At 58.2% G+C, this 22,789-nt stretch carries 11 protein-coding genes; 7 read left to right on the top strand and 4 right to left on the bottom strand.

Annotated elements, in window-relative coordinates:
* Window positions 1–32: 32 nt before the first annotated feature.
* A complete protein-coding gene (locus FTO74_RS03705) occupies window positions 33–3,470 on the bottom strand; it encodes a glycosyl hydrolase (RefSeq protein WP_162536927.1) in 3,438 nt (1,145 codons plus the stop codon).
* A 383-nt stretch (window positions 3,471–3,853) separates the two neighbouring features.
* Here FTO74_RS03705 and FTO74_RS03700 point away from each other — a divergent pair, with 383 nt between their 5' ends.
* From FTO74_RS03700 to FTO74_RS03680, 5 genes are all read left to right on the top strand, one after another.
* Window positions 3,854–4,786 (top strand): DUF6282 family protein, encoded by a 933-nt coding sequence (locus FTO74_RS03700; RefSeq protein WP_220399066.1) that lies wholly within the window; start codon window positions 3,854–3,856, stop codon window positions 4,784–4,786.
* A gap of 23 nt (window positions 4,787–4,809) precedes the next feature.
* Window positions 4,810–6,294 carry a hypothetical protein gene (locus FTO74_RS03695; RefSeq protein ID WP_255462486.1) on the top strand — a complete coding sequence of 495 codons (1,485 nt, stop codon included), beginning with the start codon at window positions 4,810–4,812 and terminating at the stop codon, window positions 6,292–6,294.
* A 47-nt stretch (window positions 6,295–6,341) separates the two neighbouring features.
* A complete protein-coding gene (locus FTO74_RS03690) occupies window positions 6,342–8,441 on the top strand; it encodes a pyrroloquinoline quinone-dependent dehydrogenase (protein WP_162536926.1) in 2,100 nt (699 codons plus the stop codon).
* A gap of 462 nt (window positions 8,442–8,903) precedes the next feature.
* The gene (locus tag FTO74_RS03685; RefSeq protein WP_162536925.1) at window positions 8,904–12,353 is read left to right on the top strand and encodes a TonB-dependent receptor; all 3,450 of its coding nucleotides are present in this window, start codon (window positions 8,904–8,906) and stop codon (window positions 12,351–12,353) included.
* 27 nt (window positions 12,354–12,380) lie between these two features.
* Window positions 12,381–12,875: a lipocalin-like domain-containing protein gene (locus tag FTO74_RS03680; protein WP_162536924.1), complete on the top strand. Its 495-nt coding sequence runs from the start codon at window positions 12,381–12,383 to the stop codon at window positions 12,873–12,875.
* A 93-nt stretch (window positions 12,876–12,968) separates the two neighbouring features.
* Here the strand turns inward: FTO74_RS03680 and FTO74_RS03675 are convergent, their stop codons facing one another.
* The 3 genes from FTO74_RS03675 to FTO74_RS03665 all read right to left on the bottom strand — a co-directional run bounded on the left by FTO74_RS03675 (window position 12,969) and on the right by FTO74_RS03665 (window position 18,637).
* Complete coding sequence (locus tag FTO74_RS03675; RefSeq protein ID WP_220399065.1) at window positions 12,969–14,282, bottom strand: amidohydrolase family protein; 1,314 nt, start codon at window positions 14,280–14,282, stop codon at window positions 12,969–12,971.
* 44 nt (window positions 14,283–14,326) lie between these two features.
* Window positions 14,327–17,596, bottom strand: coding sequence for a carboxypeptidase regulatory-like domain-containing protein (locus tag FTO74_RS03670; RefSeq protein WP_162536923.1), 3,270 nt, complete (start codon window positions 17,594–17,596; stop codon window positions 14,327–14,329).
* Between the two features lie 210 nt (window positions 17,597–17,806).
* Entirely contained in the window at window positions 17,807–18,637 is an 831-nt protein-coding gene (locus FTO74_RS03665) for an AraC family transcriptional regulator (RefSeq protein WP_162536922.1), read from the bottom strand.
* A 353-nt stretch (window positions 18,638–18,990) separates the two neighbouring features.
* Here FTO74_RS03665 and FTO74_RS03660 point away from each other — a divergent pair, with 353 nt between their 5' ends.
* Both FTO74_RS03660 and FTO74_RS03655 read left to right on the top strand, forming a co-directional pair.
* The gene (locus FTO74_RS03660; RefSeq protein ID WP_162536921.1) at window positions 18,991–21,285 is read left to right on the top strand and encodes a Tex family protein; all 2,295 of its coding nucleotides are present in this window, start codon (window positions 18,991–18,993) and stop codon (window positions 21,283–21,285) included.
* A 149-nt stretch (window positions 21,286–21,434) separates the two neighbouring features.
* A complete protein-coding gene (locus tag FTO74_RS03655; protein WP_162536920.1) occupies window positions 21,435–22,586 on the top strand; it encodes a pyridoxal phosphate-dependent aminotransferase in 1,152 nt (383 codons plus the stop codon).
* The last annotated feature ends 203 nt before the right edge of the window (window positions 22,587–22,789 follow it).

Raw genomic sequence — 22,789 nt, 5'->3', positions numbered from 1 at the left:
GTAGCGCATTTCCCAGAGCACCCCACAAACCATCAGCGCACCCGCACCAATCTCACCGGCCCCAGCAGTCCAGACTCAACCAGCGGCGAGTCCGCCTGATACGCACCATAGACCGTAAACGTGTACTTCTCCTTCGCATCCGGCTGCTGATCCCCAATGATCCGGTTCGGCCATAGGTTCGTCACCTTTACCTCAATATGATTGGCCCCCGCCCGCAAGGCCTCAGTCACATCCACCGTAAACGGCGGCTTCCAAAGCGTCTCCGGAATCTCCCTGCCATTCACCGTCACCTCGGCGATCTCCCGCACACGCCCCAGTTCCAGCAATATCTTCCCGCCCTGCGTCTGCTTCTCCGTCAAGCTCACATCCTGCGAGTAAGTCGCCGTCCCCGAAAAATAACGCACCCCCGTATCACTATTCTCTGTCCACGAAGCAAGCTTCTTCACTTCCACCTGCTCAGGCGCACCCAGCTTAGGCGGAAAACTAATCTTCCAGTTTTCCGGCAATCTAACTAGCTCCTCCGTCTTCACTTCCGGCACAGTTTTCTCAGCCGGACCAGCCTCACGAAACACCACAAAGACAGACCCCAGCGGCCCCAGTCGCAGATCCACAACCGTACGGCCACCCTCAGTCTTATAAGACACCGGCTCCACCGTTCCAGTATCGGGATGCCATAACTCAGCCACCTTCCCTGTCACTCGAAAACTAATAGGCAGCACCTCCGACTGCGCTCTCTGGTTCGAGATAAAATAAGCATCCCCCGGCATCGACTTACGATGAATCCACACCACATCCTCCGCCTGCGCATTCGGCAGCGGATACTCATAAGCCCGCTCCACTCGCGGCTTTCCATACAAGAAGTCCGGAGAAATATGCTCCGCCACAAAGACCTCCTCGAGCGAACTCCCCCAATAAACCCTGCCCTTCCCATACGCATGAGAACCATGCGCACCACTACCCCACAACTCATTCGCAATCTTCCGCAACTCACCCATATGCGGTCGATCCTCAAGACTAGGCGAGCCAATCGTCCGCGGCGCAACCACCACCGCCCCGGCCTTTACCAGCTCCGCAACCTGCCGCAATATAGCCAGCGTCAACTTAGTCTCTTCATCCGGAATCACCAGCACCCGATAGCGCGGCCCAGCCTTCAACGCCAGTTTTCCATCCACCACGCTGGCCTGATGCAACAACACATCGGAGTTCAGATAATCGACGGCATACCCTTTAGGCAGCGCAGGCGAAAACCTCTTCCACCAAGGCACCGTCACCGGCGCACCTTCTCCATAGAAGTAAGCAATATCCGCCGCCGGCTCACCACTCTGCAATAGATAAGAACACCGCGCCAGATAAGTATTCCAAGCCAGCGCCTGCTCGGCCCAGGTAATATTGCGCGAATAATGCTGGCCAAAGTAACCCAGCGTCATCCCCGGCTTATGCCTGTCATCTACGAACGCCTGATGATCCGACGTATGAAAAACAATTTGATTAATCCCACGAGCAAAGTTCTGATCCGCAAGCCCCTTCAGATAAAAAGGCGACTGCCCCCAACCCGGCGTACTAGGCATCGAAGTAAACGACTCCGCCGCCGCAATCGGCCTCCCATAAATATGCGCCGCCGAAGCCGTCTCCACCACATCCGTCTCTCGCGTCGCCATATCCACGCCGCCCGGCTTCGGCGTCCAGAACTCCCCCATCGGCACCGTCACCTGCCCCTTGTTCAGCAGACCGTCCCCAGTCGTCGGCATGGCCACCCCCATAGCCTCGCCATACAGCCCAATCGACTGCTTCGCCAAAAACTCCTTAGCCAGCCGATAGTGGTTATCGGCCAGCATCTCACCAATCGTCCTACGGTAGTCCCAAAGAAACGCATCACTCTCGGCCGCACTACCAACGATCTTCCCCGTCAGCACTGGAAGATAAGCCGTAGGATCATACCCTCTCCTCCGCACAAACTCAGGGATCATATCCTCCGTCCAGTTCTGCCTTCCCGCCTCCCAGCTATCCATCAGAAAATATCGAAAGCTCTTCCCATAATTCTCACCAAGTGCCCCTGAGATCATGCCCGTATAAGTCTGCATATACTCGCGCACATGCTCGGCACTTAGCTTGTCTACTTCAAATCCAGTAGCAGCCGGAGTAGCCGGATGATTCTTCTTCCCCGTAAGTGAGTACCCCACCCTCAGTACCACCCACTCACCCTCCGGCACGTCCCAGTCGAGCGTCCCATCCGTCCGCATCTTCCCCGTAAGATTGACAACCTCTGATGGCACAATCGCCTCACCAGCTTTAGTAACTGGAGTAGGAGACTCAGGCAGATCCACATAAATACCGAAGCTAGCCTTATCCTCAAAAAAATTAATACGCGGCGCCACACTCAACTCAGCCTGAACAATGTCAAAGAAGTTCGGTGCGACATTGCCACGCATCCGCGCATCCAGATCAAAGACCTGACGCTCCAGGATCATCCGAAAAAATCGCGCCTGCACCGGAGCAAACGAGTAAGTCCTCGATCCCATCAGAGCCACGTACTGCGGCGTGCCCGGCAGCGCAAGCAGCTTAGTCCACTGCCTCCCATCCATACTCCATTCAAGTTTCCCATTCGGCAGCGCAGCCGCCTGCCGAGTAGGCGGAGGAGTCATCTGCAACACAAAAGATCGCACCCCCACAGGCCGCTCAAACTCCCACTGCACCCACGCCCGATCACTCCCCTCGGCCATCTTCAACCGCCCCACCGTATCGTAGTTCCGGTCACTGATCGCCCTAACATCGAGCGTCGCATCACTAGCCGTAATCTTCGGCCGCAGCCTCACCGCCTCTTCTTCCACCCTCGGCTGCCGATAAGCCAGCACCACCGTATCCGCATAAAAGGTAGGATCTGCCTTAGCCTCCTCCAGCTTCGCGCGAGCGATCCCCGGCGCACCACCCACCATCGGAGGATTCGGCAGATCAATCAACCCCAGCCCTTGAAACGGCCCATTCGTCCTCGGCGGCTGCGGCAACGCCCCATGAAAGTGCCGCCCTCCCTTAACCACCATCTCGCTCCAGACGACCTTCTTCATCGCCTGCTCCGGCTTCACCCACGGCCCCGCCGTCTCGCTCCACCCACCCGAAGCCGCCATCGACATCTCCAGGTGCAGCCGCTCAGCCTCCGCCCCCGCGTGCCTGAAGTCCGCCTTCCACTCCGGCGTCATCCAGATCACCGGTTTCTCCAGATACTGCGCCACCCCCATATCCCCATCGAACATCTGCAACCCACCAATGCCCACGCGGTGCATCCACTCCAGATCGGCCGTGATCCCCTCCCGCGTCACATTGCCGCTCATCCAGTGCCACCACACCCGCGGCTTCGCAGCTTCAGGCGGCGCGCGAAACTCCTGCGGCGTAATCGCCGCATTCTGCGCACTCGCAACACCCACCACAGCCAGAACCAAAGCTGCACCCGCAGCCACAGGCTTCCATCTCTTCATCGTCTCTCCTCGAATGCCACCGTAATAGAGCCACCGCAACGGACGCGGTAAGACTATCCCCTAAAGAGAACTTATTTCAATCCAAAAACAAGCAATTACTGATGAAAGCGAAATGAACAGATGCCGACTCGCACAATACAAAACGTATAGAGCCGTGTCTTATGGCTTTAAATTGCAATAAACGTTAGTAGCCAGCTCTATCTCCGAAAAAACCATTAGGAAATTTATATCCAGATTGACATTAGTTTCTTTCCACCCCTATGATTCCGTCGTCATTGATTCCTAGTTCGCCGGGACACCATGCACTGCCGTCGCCAGACAGTGCCCTACACCTGTATGCTTCACGCCTGGCAAGAAGTTGTTCTCGCATTGGAAGGCAAACCATGAGAGCTAAGTCCGCGAGACAGATCGTCCAACAAGCCATCCTGCTCACAACGGCAGCTATCCTTGCGTTCTCCCTACACGCAAACGCACAAGAGGCAGCCCGACCGCTCGAGGGCGTCATCGACATCCACGCGCACTTCATGCCCGATGTCGTCCCCCGCTCCATCGACGCCATCGAAGCAGCCCGCATCGCAAAGCAGCAGGGGATGCGCGCCATCGTGCTCAAGAACCACTACGACTCCACCTCCGCACAAGCCTTCCTGGTCCGCAAAGCGGTTCCCGGCATTGAGGTCTTCGGTGGAATCGCCCTCAACCTCAGCGTAGGCGGCATGAACCCCGCGGCAGTCGAGCGCATGGCCCAGATGTCCGGCGGCTACGGCAAGATCGTATGGATGGGTTCCTTCGACACCGAAACCCAGGTGCGATCCGAAAAGACCACCCGCCCCTTCGTAGCCATCTCAAAAAACGGCGAGCTACTTCTCGAGACCAAGGCCGTCATCATCACCATCGCGAAGTACCACCTGGCCCTGGCAACCGGCCATAACACCCCGCAAGAAGATCTCCTCCTCATCCGCGAAGCCAAACTCCAGGGCATCGACCGCATCGTCGTAACCCACGCAATGATGGCCCCCATCCACATGTCCATCCCCCAGATGCAGCAAGCCGCATCCCTCGGTGCCTACATCGAATTCGTCTACAACGGCACCGTCGGCCACTTCAAAGAGTTCGAGCTGGCCGATTACGTCAAGGCCATCCGCGCCATAGGCCCATCCCACTGCATCCTCGCCAGCGACCTCGGTCAGGCCGACAACCCCATCCCCACTGATGGCCTCATCGCCTACTTCGCTGGCCTCAAGCGTTTAGGCATCACCCAATCAGAACTCGACCAGATGTCCAAGACCAATCCAGCCCATCTATTGGGCCTGAACTAACTGCAACTCTTCGGAGGCAATTGATGGAGATGAATCGCCGCACCTTCCTGCAAACCGCTGCCGCAACAGCACTCACCACCAGCCTCCCCGAAATCGCCCAAGCGGCCCCCACGAACAAGAAGACCGACAAAACCATCGGCATCCAGATCGGCGCAGTCTCCTTCGTCGACGAGGGCGTCAACGGCGCGCTCGACACCTTGCAGGAGTGCGCCAACATCAACACCCTCTTCGTCACCACCTTCACCTACGGCCGCGGCACCGCTGGCCGCCAGATCCCCGGCCAGCCCTTCCCCGACCACGGCAAGCGCGAGTATGACACCAACTTCTACGGCGGCAGCTACACCAAAGTAAATCCGAAGTACTATAAAAACACCGTCTTTCAAGACTTCCGCGCCCCCGACTTCGGCGACTACGACGTACTCGAAGCAGTCCTCCCCGAAGCCAAGAAGCGCGGCATGAAGACCATCTGCTGGATGGAAGACGTCTACCGCAAAGACCGCCCCAACATCACCAAGCTGCAAGAGAAGCAGTTCAACGGCGAGAACGCCGTCACCCTCTGCTTCAACAATCCCGACTACCGCAACTGGCTCCTCGACCTCACCGAAGACTGGGCTCGCAGCTACGACGTCGACGGCATCATGTGGGGCTCCGAGCGCCAGGGCGCCTTCTCCGACATGCTCGGCGCCAGCCACACCCCGCCCAAGCCCGACACCGTCACCTGCTTCTGCGAGTTCTGCATCACCCGCGCCCGCAAATCCGGCATCAATCCCGACCGCGCCCGCACCGGCTTCACCGAGCTACTCAAGTTCGTCACCACCGCACGCCAGGGCCACCGTCCCACCGACGGCTACTACGTGCAGCTCTGGCGCATCCTCCTCCGCTACCCCGAGCTACTCCAGTGGGAGACCCTCTGGACCGACAGCCTCCACGACATTCAAGCCGCCGTCTACGAGCGAGTCCACAGCGCCAATCCCAAGGTAGAAGTAGGCTGGCACCTCTGGCACAACAACACCTTCAACCCCATCTACCGCGCCGAGCTCGACTTACAAGAGCTATCAAAATATTCTGACTTCCTGAAGGTAGTGATGTACCACAACGTGGCGGGCGAGCGCGAAGTAAACTACCTCAACAGCGTAGGCGGCACCATCTTCGGCGACATCCCCTCACAGCAACTCCTCGACTTCCATGCCCGCGTCATGGACTTCCGCGAAGCCAACTTCGACAAGCTCCCCTCCGTCGGCTTCTCTCCCGACTACGTCTACCGCGAGACCAAGCGCAGCCGCGAAGACCTTGCAGGTACCAAGACAAAACTCTGGTCCGGTCTCGACCTCGACGTCCCCACCGCAGACGGCCACAGCAAATGCACACCCGAGGGCACACGCGACGCCGTACTAGCCGCCTTCCGTGGCGGTGCCGACGGCATCCTCCTCTCCCGCAAATACTCAGAGATGAAGCTGACAACCCTACGCGGCGCCGGAGAAGCCCTCAAACAACTAGGCATGATGTAAGCAACAACTCAAGTTACATGTCCGCGACAAGCCCGAAGAGGAAGCCCATGCACCTGAAGCTCGAAAAACCAGCCATCCTCTTCGGAAGCATCATCATCACCTGCCTCAGCGCCTCCGGCCAGGCCGTGCATCCCTCCGACTGGCCCATCAGCGGCGGCTCCTCTGACAACACCCACTACTCTCCCCTCGCCACCATCAACACCCACAACGTAGCCAGCCTCCAACAAGCATGGGCCCTCGAGACCGGCGAAAAGGGCGGCCTCGAGACCACCCCCATCATGGTCGACGGCATCCTCTACGCCTACACCCCAACCCAGAAGGTCATAGCGATCAACGCCACCACAGGCAAGCTGCTGTGGAAGTTCGACTCCGGCATCGTCGGCTCCCGCCCCGCCCGAGCAGTCGCCTTCTGGCGCTCCAGCAAAGGTTCAGACAAGCGCATCCTCGCAGGCATCATGAACTTCGTCTACGAACTGGACGCCACCACCGGCAAGCCCATCGACACCTTCGGCGACCACGGCCGCATCGATCTCCGCGAAGACCTCGACCGCCCCGCAGCCCAGCAATCCCTCGTCATCACCAGCCCCGCCGTCATCTATAAAGACCTCTTCATCGTCGGCGACGCCACCCCCGAGAGCCTTCCATCCCCTCCCGGCGACATCCGCGCTTACAGTGTAAACACGGGTAAGCTGCGCTGGACCTTCCACACCATCCCCCATCCCGGTGAGTTCGGCTACGACACCTGGCCGAAGTCCGCGTGGACCTACTCCGGCTCCGCTAACAACTGGATGGGCATGTCCGTCGATCAGCAGCGCGGCATCGTCTACGCCCCCACCGGCTCTCCCGCCACCGACTGGTACGGCGCCGACCGCATTGGTGACAACCTCTTCGCCGACACGCTACTTGCACTCGACGCCGCCACCGGCAAGCGCCTCTGGCACTTCCAGGGAGTCCATCACGACCTCTGGGACCGCGACTTCCCTGCCCCACCCGTGCTCTTCACCGCGCACATCCACGGCAAAGCCACACCCGCCCTCGCCCAAACCACCAAGCAAGGCAATATCTTCGTCTTCGACCGCACCAACGGCCACCCTCTCTTCCCCATCGAGTTCCGCAAAGTTGAGGCAAGCACAGTCCCGGGCGAGATCACCGCCGACACCCAGCCCTTCGCGACAAAACCCGCCCCCTTCGCCCGCCAACTTCTCACCGAAAACGACCTGACCACCCGCACCCCCGAGGCCCACGCCTGGGCACTCGAGCACTATCGTAACCTCATCAGCAAAGGCCAGTTCACCCCCATCGGCACCGGCCGCGAGACCGTCATCTTTCCCAGCGCCGACGGCGGCGGCGAGTGGGGCGGCCCCGCGCTCGACCCCATCACCAATGTCCTCTACGTCAACTCCAACGAGTTCGTCCACACCGAATCTCTCTCCAAACAAGAGGCCAGCGGCGGTCGCTCCATCTACCTCAGCCAGTGCGCCGCCTGCCACGGCCAGAGCCTCACCGGCGCACCACCAGCGATCCCTTCCCTCATCAACATCCAGGAAAAACTAACCCCAGAGCAGATAGTCGATCTTCTACAAAAGGGTCGCGGAAGAATGCCCTCCTTCCCCGCCATCACCGGCGACAGGCGCAAAGACCTCATCTCCTACCTCATCAACGGCGAGCCGAAGGAGACCAAGCCCAGCGGCCCAATCTCTTACAGCAGCAACGGCTACCATCGCTTCTACGACCCCGAAGGCTACCCCGCCAACTCCTTTCCCTGGGGCACGCTGAATGCCATCAACCTGAACACCGGCGAGTACCTATGGAAGATTCCCTTCGGCGAGTACCCCGAGTTAGTAGCTAAAGGAATCAAAGACACCGGCTCCGAGAACTACGGAGGCCCGTTGGTCACACGCGGCGGCCTGTTGGTCATCGGCGCAACCATCTTCGATAACAAGCTCCGCATCTTCGACAAGGCCACCGGCAAACTACTCTGGGAAAAAGTACTACCCTTCGCCGTAAACGCCACACCGATGACCTACGCAATCAACGGCAAGCAGTACATCGTAGTCGCCTGCGGAGGCGAGGGCCGCAACCCACACGCGCCCACCGGCGGCATCTACTACGCCTTTTCCCTGCCAGACGCTCCAGAGCCTCATTGAAGCAAAGTGGTTGAACCAACAAACTTGCGCAGCATCCCCCCGCGTATCCAGGTTGCGACACAAGCCACGTAGCGTAGCCACTGCAATCGCATCCTATGCGTCCGCCCTACATTATTCCAAACTTTTTGAAACTATTTCATTTAGGAAATTCAATTTACAGGATACGTCTGCTCTGCGAATTCATTCTTAATCGCCTCATTTTGGCCTTTATAAACACTGCCTTTTCCGAAGTTTCACTCCAGAGGTCATACCAGAAGACAAGCTGATGACCGTAGCCCTTTCCAGGCATTCAGTATTTCAAATAGGAAATAGATTTTCTGTTGACATTCATCTTTATCGAGTGGTAGCGTCCACCACCGTAGCGAAAACAAGTCTTTCTGCGAAGCGTAGTCTGCATCACTTCCACCCCGGCACCTTCGCAAGAGAAGCCGCACGCAGTTCAAATTTCGGAGGACCACTCCAATGCTTCTACGCAAGCTGACCTTGCTTTCCCTCATCGTCCTGCTCACAACGATCCACGCCTTAGCCCAGGCCGGAGCCACCGGCTCCATCGTCGGCATCGTGGTCGACAGCACCGGAGCCGCCATCAGCGATGCCAACGTAAGCGCAACCAACACCGCGACCGGCAACGTCAGCCGCACACGCTCCACCGGATCGGGCGAGTACACTCTGCCCGACCTGAACCCAGGAGCCTACAAGATCACCGTAGAGGCCAAGGGCTTCGAGCGTTCCATCGTCAACAACGTAGGCTTGGTCGTCGCCCAAACCGCCCGCATCAACGTCAAGATGACCGCCGGAGCAGTCGAGGAGACGATCACCGTAGAAGCCAACGGCGTAGAGCTGGACACCGACACCGCAACCGTCTCCAACATTGTCACCAACCGCCAGGTAGTCGAACTCCCCATCAACGGCCGCAACTTCCTGCAGCTTCTCTACATAGGCGCAGGCGCAGTAACAGTCGGAGCCGAGCAAGGCACCATGCGCCAGGGAGAAGGCGCAGCCGTCAGCATCAACGGAGCCCGCCCCGAGTCGAACAACTACATGCTCGACGGCATGACCAACACCGATCAGGCCCTCAACACCCCCGCCGTCGTTCTCTCCATCGACGCCATCCAGGAGTTCAAAGAGCAAACCGCCGTCTCTCCCGCCCAGTACGGCTTCAGCGCCAACCAGGTCAACATCTCCAGCAAGAGCGGCACCAACCAGTTTCACGGCTCCGCCTTCTACTTCGGTCGCAACGACTTCTTCGACGCGCAAAACTACTTCAATCTCAAGGGCACCCATCCCCTTCTGCGCCAGCACCAGTTCGGCTACGTCCTCAACGGTCCCGTCCGTATCCCCGGCATCTACAACGGCCACGACGAGACCTTCTTCCTCGCCAACTACGAGGGCCAGCGCATCAAGTCCGGCAACATCACCTTCCAGAACGAGCCCAACCCGCTCTACCTCCAGGGCGACTTCCGCGCACTCGCCGCCAACCCCGCCAACTCGGCCTGCGTCCCCGGCCATATCGTCGCCAACTGCATCCCCATCGACCCCACCACCGGAGCGCGCTTCCCCGGCGACGTGATCCCCACCACCCGTTTCTCCCGTGTAGCCAACGTCGCCAATCGCGTCGGCTACTTCGACACCCCCAACTGCCCCGGCCTCTGCAACGGCTTCAACCACCAGCAAACCCCCATCCTCCCCACATCGAGCGACCAGCAGACCTACCGCATCGATCAAGACCTGGGCCGTTACGGCAAGCTCTTCGGCCGCTACAGCCAGGACCCCTTCCACACCGTAACCCAGGACTCCAGTTCCCTCACCGCCGCCAAGGGCCACATCGACGAGATATCCCGCAACGTAGAAGCAAGCTGGACGGTCAGCATCGGCCAACGCATCGTCAACAACTTCATCGGCGGCTATTTAGTTGCCAACGCCATCATCAGCGGCGTCCCCGTCTCTGCTGAAGATACCTCCGCCCTCGGCCTCAGTGGCATCTTCACCGGCTTGCCCGACCAGTACCGCACCGCCCCCAAGCTCGGCTTCGGCAACCAGCTCGGCGAGAACCTCGGAGCCTACGGCGGCGGCGGCCACTCCACCATCGGCAACTCCGGCATGTACGTCTTCAGCGACACCCTCACCATGGTTCGCGGCCGTCACACCCTCACCATGGGAGCCGAGTTCCGCAAGTGGAAGCTCGACCGCAACCTCGCCGTCAACCCACTCGGCGGCTTCACCTACAGCGACTACTGGAGCGGCAACCAGGTAGCCGACTTCGACCTCGGCTACTACTCCGCGGCCAGCGTCTTCCAGCCCTCCGGAGCCAGCTCCAACCAGGGCAACCCCCGCGAGTTCAACTTCAGCTACTTCGCCCCCTACCTCCAGGACGACTGGAAAGTAACTCCCAACCTCACCATCAACGCGGGCCTTCGCTGGGACTACCGCCCCTTCCCCTACGAGACCCACAACCACATGGGCTGGCTCGACACCAGCAATCCCAACGGCGGCCTCTGCATCGCCGACCAGTCGCTCGTCTCCTCCGGCGTCACCGCCCCTGCCCCCGGCTTCGGCCCCTTCTACCGTTACTGCGGACGCAACAACCCCGCAGCCACCGAGAAGTTCGACTTCGGTCCACGCATAGGTTTTGCCTATCGCCCCTTCAACAACGAGAAGACCGTAGTCCGCGGCGGCTACGGCCTTTACTGGGACGCAATGGAAGGAAAGGAACTAGACGGCTCCGCCGACATCTACCCCTACCTCATCCGCACCTCACTCTCGCAGACGCCCAGCACCGGCCTCATCGCTGGCCTTAACACAACCAACAACCTCTTCGTCAACTACTCCACCACCGTAGGCCCCGCCGTCCCCGGCCTCACCGGCGTCGACACCTTCCTAGCCGTAGTCATCCCCGAGCACCCCCACAACTCCTACGCCCAGCAGTACACCCTCTCCATCCAGCGCGAGCTGGCCCGCAACACCACGCTCGAGATCAACTACATCGGCAACAAAGGAACCCACCTGTTAGCCCGCACCGAGATCAACCAGGCCGTAGCCCCCAGCGCCGCCTGCATCGCCGCGCCCACCTCGCCCGGCTGCTCCACCCTCGCGCGCCAACCCTACCCCTACTTCTCTACCTTCATCGACAGCACCCCCACCGCCTACTCCAACTACAACTCCATGAACATCAAGTTCGAGCACCGCGCCCACCAAACTGCCATCACCTCCATCTTCACCTGGGCTAAGTCCATGGACGACCACTCCGTCGCCGGAGCCATCGGCGCCGACACCGGCGGCTTCCAGGGCTTCATGGACAACCACCGCCCCAACCTCGACTACGGCCCCTCGGAGTTCGACGTGGACAAGCGCTTCGTCACCAGCGTCGTCTACGATCTCCCTATAGGTCGCGGCCAAAAATACTTAAGCAGCCTCACCACTCTCCCCAACGACTTACTCGGAGGCTGGGAGCTAACCGGCATCTACACCGCCCAAACCGGCTTCCCCTTCTCCGTCCTGGCGACTGACATCAGCGGCTTCCTCGGCACCAGCTCTCAGCGCGCCAACAAAGTCCCCGGCACCCCGGGCTTCAAAGGCACGCGCACCCAGTGGATCGACAAGGCATCTTACACCCAACCCGCCCTGGGCTTCTACGGCACATCCAGTCGCAACTTCCTGCGCCAGCCTGGCATCAATAACTTCGACCTGGGCCTCTTCAAAAATGTCGCCATCAGTGAAAGGGTCAACTTACAACTCCGCCTCGAGACCTTCAACACCATGAACCATCCCCAGTTCTATCCCAACCCATCTCTACCGCAGTACGCCGCAGGCGGCACCACCGTAGACGCCAACGTAAACGACGCCAACTTCGGAAAAATAACCGGAGCATCCTTCGGCCGCGAGTTACAAATCGGCGGTAAGATCACCTTCTAAGTCGCCGACACTTATCAGGAGAGTTCAATGAGCGCAGCAACAAAAAGACTGGGACACCACCTGCTATTCCTGGCCACCTTACTTCTACTAATAATCCCAGTCTCCGCCCAACAAAAAGCCACGCAGTCCCAACTAGTAGGCTACTGGAAGCTACTAAGCGTAGATAACGTCAAACCCGACGGCACCCGCGCCCCACGCCACGGCGCACACCCCGCTGGCCTGCTAATCTTCGACAACCAGGGCCGTTACTCTCTCATCGTCCTCACCGAAGGCACGCCCGAAGAGTACAAGGCCGCCGTCGAAGGCAACAACGCGGACTACGGCCACTACACCGTCAACGAAGCCGAACAATCCGTCACCTTCTTTATGGATCACGCCAGCCACCCCCAGCTTGAAGGCAGCTCCCACACCCGCTACTTCACCCTCAAGGGCGACCGCCTCACCTACACCACCACCAAACTCTCTCCCGAGGGCAAAAGCAAAGATACCTTTGGCGAAGTAGTTCTGGAAAAAATGAAATAACAATATCCCCGAATAAACAAAAAATGACCCACCATGAAGCCTCGATAACTACAAGACCTCATGGTGGGTCTATGGTGGCCCAACCTTATAAACTTACTTAGCGGTCTTATCCACCATCACCTTGCCACCCTTCATCACCCACTTCACGTTGTGCACCACAACGCTGATGTCGGATAGAGGGTCACCATCGACCGCAACAATATCGGCATAGTGCCCCGGCGTTACCTGCCCGAGATCGTTCTCCATCCCCAGCGCCGCCGCACCATTCACAGTAGCTGCCGCAAGAGCCTGCGCCGGAGTCATACCCGACTTGACAAGGTAAGTCAGTTCCTCCGTGTTGTGCCCAAACAGCTCGAAGACCGCATCCGAACCCATCGCAATCCGAACACCCGCCTTGATGGCCCGCCGCGTAGTCTCCTCGACCTTATCCTGATAAGCCTGAATCTTCAGGTTCTCACTCTCCGGCCACTTGAATTCCTTATAGTTCTGGATATACCAGACATTATGGTAAGCAGTCGGTACATAGATAATGTGCTTTCTATTCATCTCCGCAAAGGTCGCATCATCAATGTCGATTGCATGTTCCACCGTATCCGCACCGGCCTTCACCGCATCGCGCGCGCCCGATGCACCATAGCTATGGATCGCAATCCGTTTTCCATTCGTATGGGCAACGTTGACAGCGGCCTGCATCTCCTCATAAGTAAAGGTCTGGTGCGTCTCCACCGTCTGGAACCCACCGGACGAGCCGAACATCTTAATGAAGTCCGCACCCGCCGCCATCTCCTGCCTCGCCAGCGTCATCACCCCTTCTACTCCCGAGGCCTGATTCTGGCTCGGCGGCACCCACGGGAACGCCTGTCCCCAACGCGGCACCGCTCCACCTGCAGCAATCGCAGGCCCCGCCACAAACATTCTCGGCCCCACCATCACGCCGCGGTTTATCAAATTCCTCATCGCAATATCGGTATAGTTACGCGCCGCCATATCGCGCACCGTAGTTACACCAATGTCAATGCAGTTACGCGCATTCTCCCCTGCAAGAAACGCAAGCTCCTGCGGCAACAGATTCGCCGCCCCTTCATTCGGAGTAGTACGCGGGTTCTTATCCCACCAGTAAGTCATGTGCGTATGCACGTCGATCAGGCCCGGAATACCAGTCCGATTCGACATATCAATCACCTGCGCTCCACTCGGGATAGCACTATCTCCCGTGCCGACACTTTCAATGCGGTCACCCTTGATAACCACAACCGCATTCGTCGTCACCTTGCCAGTACCATCAATCAACTTACCGAATTTAATGGCTTTGACCACTGGAGTCTTAGTAACCGCATCCTGGGCATGGGCCGTTACAACCAGCCCATACCCCATCAGGGATAACAACATACCTCTAGAAAACTTCATATAAACTCCTGATTCCTTTATTCCCGGTTTATGACAGAGCCAAGTTAGAAAATATACTTGATCGCAAGCTGCACTTGACGCGGCGGCCGTCCACCATAAGCATTCGCCGTCTGAATCGCACCTACAGTCGACGAATCAAAGTTATTGGTAGGCAGATCGAAGTTAGGATGATTCAGAATATTGAAGAACTCCCCCCGCAGTTGCAGCGTCTGCGCATTGCCCATCAGAGGAATCTCCTTCAGCACCGTAAAGTCCAAATCATCGAACCGTGGTCCAAGTAGGTTATTGCGAGCAGCATTACCGAACTGTCCCGGCGCCGCTGCAAAGGCGCATGGATTGAACCAATGCTGCGGATTTCTGACAGTCGCAGGCGCCGCGCAACCAGGATTACCGGCCACAGGCCCACCCACCATCGGATCACCCACTTGATTTGGCCGGTCTCCACCCGCAGTCGGGTAGGTTCCGCTCTGAGCAATTCCACGCACAACCGTGAAGGGCTGCCCAGTCTGATCCGTATTGATCGCGCTCACCTGCCAGTGCCCAGCCAGCGCACTCGCCACACCGCCACTGCTCAGGTACTTCTGCCCCTTGCCAAACGGCAGAGAGTAGACCGTGCTGATCACAAGCCGATGGTTTGCATTAAAGCTGCAAAGCCCCTTCTCCGCATCGAGATTATGGGCATACTGCGCAGTGTTTCCACCACCCAGCCCGCCAAACAAGGTCGAGCCATTATCCAGGCACCGCGAAAAGGTATAAGCCAGCAGGAACGACAGTCCATTCGCCGAGTGCTTCTCACCCTTCACCTGCAAAGCCGAGTACGCGCTATACCGATTGTTGATGATATCGGTCAGCGTAGGACCAAACTGCGGATAAGGTATCGGCCCACCCACATTCGGCTGGTTGAGATTGGTGTTCCCAGGCAGGTCCACACCATGCGTCCCGACATAGTTCACATCCAGCAGCGTGTTATGCCAGAACTGGTACTGCATATCCAGGTTCCAATCTTCCATGTAGGCATCGTGGAAGTTGCGATCCATAAACGTACCCGTCGACCCAATCGCTCCCGGCGGCTGATTCAGAATCGTCTGAATCGTCGCAGTTCCATTAGGATTCGTAATCGTCAGCGTATTGCGAAACGGAGGATTCAAACGAGCATTCAGGTTCGCATTCAGCGGCACGATGTCATAGAAGATTCCAAACGCCGATCGCACCACGAACTTATCCGTATCGAACGGCCTCCACGCCAATCCAACTCGCGGCGCAAAGTTATGGTAAGTCGAAGAATACAGTCCACGCGGCACACCATTCGTACCCGCCGTAAGCCACTGGCATCCCGGCTTTGGATTACACGTAACAGAATTTGAGCTTAGATCCGGCGTGCTCAGATTGTTCTGCAGCTCATATGGGGGAACGTTCAACTCCCACCGCACACCGACGTTCATCGTCAGGTGCGACGTAAGATGAATATCATCCTGTACATACGCGTCATAAGAAGGCGCACGCAGATTCATTGTTACGCCTTGCAGCACAGTTGTCGCATTATCAGGCGTGCCGCAGAGCAGTTCGACCAGCACATTGCCTTTAGTCGGCGTACACGAATTTGCAAGCTGCCCCTGGAAGTTCCAGATGCCACGCGCATCCGTATCGAACAGCAGTGGGTACCAGTAATACCGATATTCCGCACCGAAGTGGAACTGATGCCGTCCACCGTTGAACTTAGGATTCCAGCTCAAGTCATCCGCCAGGTGCAGCGTATGCGTCGAATGGTCCTGCGGCGTATTCGTGGGCTGCCCGATCGAAGCAAAACCCGACACCGACACATTCGGAAAACCCAAATCAATCGGATTCGTCAACACAGTCGGAAAGCCAAGCGCGGCATTATGATTCGTATTATCCGTCTGGTGAAATGACCCATTCTCCCCATTGAACCCACCCCGCAACTGGTTAATCATGTGGTCATTGAAGATATGATCCCAGGTGCCGCCGGCAAGCTGCCCATTCGTCAAAACAGTAGTCCCATACCCAGGCAGGTTCGTATAAGGCGAGAGCGGGTCGAACGCATTCAACGAAGTCCCATTCGACACCACATAGCGGCCCGAAATCATATCGTTCTGCCCGATTTTATGGTCGATCTTGATCACGCCAAACGGAGTAGTCTGCTTCGACACCGGAGCCGAAACAAAGGTGTTCGAAGTAGTCAGATTTGTTCCCACATTCGCCGCCGGATACAGCTTCAAAATCGCCAGACCAGCCGAGTTCGGATTAGGAACCGCAGCCAAAGCACTAGCCAACTGCACCAGAGAAGGCACCGAAGCCTGCCGCGTCGAAGCTTCCCTCTGATCGAGATACTCATAAGCCGCAAAGAAGAACGTCTTGTCCCGAATAATCGGCCCACCCAAAGAAACACCAAACTGGCTGCGATCCAGGTTAGGGATCGGACCGCAAGTACCCGCAATCGAGTTAGCCGTACACTCCGGACGATCGAAGTAATTTCGCGCATCCATCTTACGATTGCGGAAGAACTCAAATGCCGTCCCATGAAATTTATTCGTGCCGCTCTTCAAAACAACATTGATCTGCGCACCGCCGCTTCGCCCAAACTCGGCCGTGTAGTTACCCGACTGCACCTTGAACTCTTCCACCGCATCGAGCGAAGGAATCGCACTGTACTGATTGATGACAAGATCGTTATCATCGATACCATCGATCAAGAAGTTATTCGCCGTCTCACGTGATCCATTCACGCTCAGCGCAAGTCCCTGCGTCGAGTCAATCGAACCCTCCGCCGGAATCTGTACACCCGGCACAAGATACGTAAAGCTCACAAAATTCCTCTGGTTCAGAGGCAGCGTACTTACATTCCGCTGATCGATTACGCCACCCAGCGACGAGCTATCCGTCTGCACCACCGGAGCCGCGCTCGTCACCTCAACTACCTCTGTCGACTGACCTACCGCCATTCGTGCATCCACACGCACCGTCTGGTCCACCAGTAGGGTAATATTCTGCGTCTCCGACTTACTAAATCCCGGTGCAGTTACAGTAACTTCATAAGTCCCCGGCGGAAGCAGCGGCACACTATACTGACCATCTACACCAGTCGTCGCGGCACGCGTCTCGTTTGTGCCGAGATTTCTCACTGTCACCGACGCCTTCACAATCGAAGCCCCAGATGGATCGAGAGCGCGGCCAACAATCGTGCCTGCCGCTCCCTGCGCCAACAACGGTATCGAGGCAAACGTAAATAACAACAGAACAAACAGCCGCCTCATACACGTCGAGACAGCATGTCGAACCCGGTTCAATAAGGTCATATGATCTCCCAGCCCAATAAGGCCGCAGGCATAACTAAGTGTGAAAGGCTTTTCATCAAAGTAGAGAGGAGTCACACGACTGTCTTGAACCGGCAGAACATTTGAACAGGCTTAGCGCTCTCGCCTGTAACTCTGACTTACATACAAAAAGCCTCTGAATCCCCAATAGGGCATATTCAGAGGCTTATGCACTTCTAACTCCAACAGTAACTACACGCTATGACTCTTCCGATACTGAAGCGGTGACATTCCCGCATATTCTTTCAGAGAGCGGCAAAGATGGCTCTGATCCGAAAACCCTGTACGCAGCGCCACCTCAGCGATCGAGCACTTAGAGCCAAGTAGCTCCCTGCACGCAGCCTCCAGCCGTAACTTCCGCATATACTCCCCAATACTACAGTGATGCCGCTTCCTGAAAGCCCGCGCCAGATGCACCGGATGCACCGACACATGCGCTGCAATCTCTTCTAGCGTCATCGGCTGCTTGTAAGTATCTTTCAGTAACTCGATCACCTTACTCAGCCACGCGCAGTTACTTTCCCTGATCTTTGGCGCGTGCTGGCGAAAGATCTCCGCCATCAGCTCCATCGTCAGTCCCTCAAGCGACCAGCACGAAGTAACATCCCGACACGAAAATTCTCTATATAGCCGCGTCCCCAACTGCAACCCATACGAGTTACGCAAACGCCTCTGCCCATCCGGACGTATATTCTGAAACTCCGCCAGCCGCGCCAGAAAGCTGGGATATAGCTCTACATTCAGCACCCGCCCACCTATCTGATGAAAACGGTTCGAGTGCGACTCCCCAGGCACATGCAGAATCACCTGCCCCGGCAGAATATCGGACGATACCGAGCAGCACTTCTCCGTATACGAACCCTGCAGAGCAATCGAGATATAGCTGAAGTTATGTGAGTGAGTCGGTATCTCTTGGTCCGGAAGGTACTTCGTCTCTGAAACTGCAAAATCGGCAAAGCTACGACGCGCCAGCTCATGCCCCGCAAAGGAACGACACTTATGACTCTCATCGCTGTTAGACACGGATCCCCCCTGAAACAAGTCCCGAGAAAGCAAAGTCCTTCAATGTTCCATAACGCGCGACATCAACGGCTTGAGCCGCGTACCAGTATCGGCGGCAGAGCCGCATATACATGTGGGCTGAAGAACAGAGCAGCGCCTCAGTTAGACGCTTATCGTGGATCACCAGCCGTAGGAGTGAGATAACACGCTTGTAACATACCCCTTTGGACGATTGCAATCTTCAGCACCCATCAAATGCAGAGTGTCTGACAATCAGTCAACATTCACCGGACAACTTACACACAGCCACACTCCGACAAGTCCATCACTCTTCTGGCTTTTCCTCCCGCCATACGTCTACGATGGTCTAGAACATGAACGACACTCGCTCTCTCCCCCCCGAAATCCTTCTCCACATCGCTGGAGTGCTCAACGTCCCCCTTCACTCGCTCGTAGCCACCATCACTCTCCTCGACGAAGGCGGCACCGTGCCCTTCATCGCACGCTACCGCAAAGAGGCCACCGGCGCCCTCGACGAGGTCCAGATCCGCGCCATCGAAGAGAACCTCGCCTACTTCCGCGAGCTACTCAGCCGCCGCGAGACCATCATCAGCTCCATCTCCGAGCAGCAGAAGCTTACCGACGAGCTGCGCCAGAAGATCGAGTCCACCCTCGACAAGGGCGAGCTCGAAGACCTCTATCTCCCCTACCGCCCCAAGCGCCGCACCAAGGCCACCATCGCCCGCGAGCGCGGCCTCGAGCCCCTAGCCGACTACCTCTGGTCGCAGCAACCCGCCGAGCAATCGCTGTTAGACTTCGCGGCGACCTTCATCGACGAGGCCAAGCAAGTCCTCACCGTAAGCGAAGCCCTCGAGGGCGCACGCCACATCGTCGCCGAGCGCATCGCCGAAACAGCCGAGGTCCGCAAGTCCCTCCGCCAGCTCCTGCACGACGAGGGCACCATCGTCAGCCGCAAGACCATGGACGCCAACGACCCGCAAGAGAAGTTCAAGATGTACTACGACTACCGCGAGCCCGTGAAGACCATTCCGTCCCACCGTATGCTCGCCATCCGCCGCGGCGAAGCTGAGTCCATCCTCTACTTCCTCATCGAGATGGAGCCAGCCCGTGCCACCGGCATCATCCGCAACCACATCCTCGGCCCCGAGGGCGACTGGACTGCTCAACTCGACCTCGCCATCGAAGACTCGTGGAGCCGTCTCCTCTCCTCCAGCATCCAGGGCGAGCTGCGCCTCGAGTTGAAGAAGCGCTCCGACCTCGACGCCATCCAGGTCTTCCGCGACAACCTTAATAACCTGCTCCTAGCGCCACCCGCCGGTCCCATCTCAGTTCTCGGTCTAGACCCCGGCCTGCGCACCGGCTGCAAGGTCGCCGTAGTCGATGAGACCGGCAAGTTCCTCGCCCACGACGTTATCTACCCCCACACCGGCCAGACCGCCAAGGCCAACCAAACACTGGCCCAGCTCGTGCGCCAGCACAACGTCCGCGCCATAGCCATCGGCAACGGCACCGCCTCCCGCGAGACCGACGCCTTCGTCCGCGACTTCCTCGCCGAACAGAACCTGACCGAGATCTTCAAGGTCATGGTCTCGGAGTCGGGAGCCAGCATCTACTCCGCCTCCGAGGTCGCCCGCCAGGAGTTCCCCGACCTCGACCTCACCGTTCGCGGAGCCATCTCCATCGCCCGCCGCCTGCAAGACCCACTCTCCGAGCTGGTCAAGGTCGATCCCAAGTCCATCGGAGTAGGCCAGTATCAACACGATGTGGACCAGCGCCAGCTCCAGCAGTCCCTCGAAGCCACCATCGAGACCTGCGTCAACAAGGTCGGCGTCGACCTCAACACCTCGTCATGGACGCTTCTCCGCTACGTAGCAGGAATCACCGAGCGCATGGCCCTCAACATCGTTCAGTACCGCAACGAGAACGGCCGTTTCACCTCCCGCGCCCAGCTCAAGCAGGTCACCGGCGTAGGCGCGAAGACCTTCGAGCAGGCCGCAGGATTCCTGCGCATCCGCGGCGGCTCGCAGCCCCTCGACTCCACCGCCGTCCACCCCGAGAGCTATGCGCTGGTCGAGCAGATCGCCGCCAGCATCGGCGCGCCCATCCAGCAGATCATCGCCACCCCGCACCTGCTCGACAACGTAGACCGCTCAAAACTATCCGCTGGCACCTTCACCCTCAACGACATCCTCGAAGAGCTGCGCAAGCCCGGCCGTGACCCTCGCGACAAGTTCGTCGCCCCCAGCTTTCACGAGGGCGTCCGCGAGCTGGCTGACGTGCAGCCCGGAATGGTTCTAGAGGGCGTCGTCACCAATGTGACGAAGTTCGGGGCCTTCGTCGATATCGGCGTTCATCAGGACGGCCTCGTTCACATCTCCGAGCTGTCTAACCGCTTCATTAAAGATCCCAGCGAAGCCGTCAAAGCTGGCCAGATCGTGAAGGTCAAGGTCATCAGCGCCGACGTGATGACCAAGCGCATCGCCCTCTCAATGAAGGCTTTGATGACCCCATCCCGACCTGCTGAACCGGCTGCTAAACCCGCTCAAGCAGGCAAGCCGCATCCGAAACCGCGGCAGCAACAGCCCGCTCCGCCCAAGTCCATCGAGGACAAGCTGGCCGAGCTTTCTACTCGCTGGAAGGTCCGCTAACTCGATCCGGCAAGTCCGGGTGTCTCAGAGACGAGACACCCGGACTTGCACAACTTTTACCGCAAACTACACCGTCACCTGCCCGTGTTTCACCGTCACAAAACCACGTTCTGCGCACCACTTCGTAGGGTATAAAGAAGTCTATCGCCATGAATACCCAACCGAGGTTTTCCCCCTCTCTCATCCGCGAAGTAGCTAACTCCGCCGCGGGTCGCACGGACGTCCTGCCCTTCTGGTTCGGCGAGTCCGACCGGGCTACCCCCGAGTTCATCCGCGAAGCCGCAATCGAATCCCTACGAGAAGGCGAAACCTTTTACTCGGAGAATCTGGGTCGGCCGCATCTGCGTCAGGCAATCTCGACTTATCTGACAGGGCTGCACTCACTGCCCATCGGTGTCGACCGCATCGCCGCCACCAGCTCCGGCGTCTCGGCTCTGATGCTTACCTGCCAGTTGCTTGTAAGCCCTGGGGATCGTGTCGTCGCGATCACGCCGCTCTGGCCTAATGCGGTGGAGATTCCCAAGGTGGTGGGCGGCGTGGTGGAGTGCGTTTCGCTTGAGGCGCAGGATGGCCGGTGGTCGCTGCCGATGGGGAAGTTGCTGGATGCTCTTTCGCCGGGGACGCGCATGTTGGTCATCAACTCGCCGAATAATCCTACCGGCTGGACGATCTCGTCGGAGGAGCAGAAGACGATCCTTGAGCACTGTCGACGGCTGGGGATATGGATTCTTGCCGATGATGTCTATGAGCGGCTGGTCTATATCGAGGGGATGAAGTCGGCTCCGTCTTTTCTTACGATTGCCGAGGCGGAAGATCGGGTCATCATCGTGAATAGCTGCTCGAAGTCGTGGACAATGACGGGTTGGCGCGTGGGTTGGATGGTGGTGCCTACGTCGGTTGTGGCCGATCTGGCGGCGCTCATCGAGTTCAATACCTCCTGCGTGGCGGAGTTCTCGCAACGGGCTGCTACCAAGGCAATTCTCGATGGGGAGTCTTATGTTCAGCAGCTTCGGGCGGAACTGGCCGAGACCAAGAGCCGTTTGACGGCGGCGATTCGGGTGCTGCCGGGGATTGAGGTGCCGGAGGCGGATGGGGCTATGTATCTTTTTCTGCGGATTGATGGGGAGAAGGATTCGGTCAGTCTGGCTAAGAGGTTGATTCAGCAGGTGGGGTTGGGGTTGGCTCCGGGACGGGCGTTTGGGCCGGAGGGTGAGGGGTGGTTGCGGTGGTGTTATGCCGCGCAGTGGACGAAGAATGAGCTTGGAGTGGAGCGGTTGGCGGCATTTTTGGCGCAAGGGTAGCCTTTACGCGAAGCGTCGAGAACCGCACGAAGTGCCGCCCGCCCGGCGTTAGGGCGCTTTTGTTGTTGCCTTTGTGGCTAGGAAGAAAAAGCATACCTCGGGGGCTAAAGCCTGGACCTCCCCCCAGAAGCAAAGGCAAAAGCAGATTCCTCCGCTTCGCTCCTGAATGACAACCAAGAAAACAAGCAACTGCGCCCTCACGC

The organism is Granulicella sp. WH15, assembly GCF_009914315.1.
Taxonomy (GTDB): domain Bacteria; phylum Acidobacteriota; class Terriglobia; order Terriglobales; family Acidobacteriaceae; genus Edaphobacter.
Note: the sequence above shows the minus strand (reverse complement) of the source record. Positions and strands in the feature narration are given on the sequence as shown.